Here is an 880-nt window from a genome sequence, read left to right on the forward strand (position 1 = left end):
CCCCTGCTCTCGTGGCAGGCCTTTGCTTTTGCCGCCCCCGCCAGCGGGCGCTGCGGCCAGCCTAGGGCCTGTTAACGCAAGTTGACAAGCAGTAAGTTTTGCCCGAAATTGTTGCAATGCAACTGACTCGCGAGCAATTCGAACTTATCGCCCCACTGCTGCCTCGCCAGCGGGGCAACGTGCGACTGGACAACTTCGAGGTGGTCAATGCCATCCTGTACGTCGCTGCCAACGGCTGCAAGTGGCGCGCACTGCCCAGTCACTACGGGCCCTGGCACAGCATCTATACGCGCATGAGCCGTTGGGCCAAGGCCGGTGTACTGGATGCGGTGTTCGAACGTCTGCAGAGACAGCGCTTGATGCAGGTTCGCATCGAGGCGGTGAGCCTGGACTCGACGATCATGAAGGTGCATCCGGATGGCACGGGTGCGCCGAAAAAAACGGCCCCCAGGCCATCGGCAAAAGTCGGGGCGGGTGGAGCACCAAACTTCATTTGGTTGCCGCGAGTGCCTGCGACGTTGTGACGTGGAGCCTGACGCCAGGACAGGCGGGCGACGGTCCCGAGGGGCGCAGGTTGATTGAGGCGATGGGTGGGCCGCAGGAGGCCGGGGAAGTGGCGCTGCTGATGGACAGCGCCTACGAAGGTGATGCCACGCGCGACCTGGCCGAGCAACTGGGCTTTGTGCCGGTCGTGCCGCCCAATCCGCAGCGCAAGCAGCCATGGTCACTGGACAAGGAACGCTATCGGCGTCGCAATGAGGTTGAGCGACTGTTCCGCAGGATCAAGGCCTGGCGCCGCGTGTTCACCCGCTATGACAAGACCGACGTGATGTTTGCGGCCTTCATCACCGTCGCGTTCATCGCCGAGGCTCTTCGATTG

General features: G+C 62.8%; 1 protein-coding gene. It reads left to right on the forward strand.

Annotation, left to right across the window (positions count from 1 at the left end; all coding sequences use genetic code 11):
* Positions 1-116: 116 nt before the first annotated feature.
* Positions 117-880 (forward strand): IS5 family transposase gene (locus tag C6P64_RS13330; RefSeq protein WP_105749056.1). Its coding sequence is split into 2 segments (ribosomal slippage), with 765 coding nucleotides annotated over them: positions 117-432 and positions 432-880; the frame shifts between segments, so codons are not numbered across the junction. This gene is flagged as partial in the annotation.

It is taken from the genome of Malikia granosa (genome assembly GCF_002980595.1).
Lineage (GTDB): Bacteria > Pseudomonadota > Gammaproteobacteria > Burkholderiales > Burkholderiaceae_C > Malikia > Malikia granosa.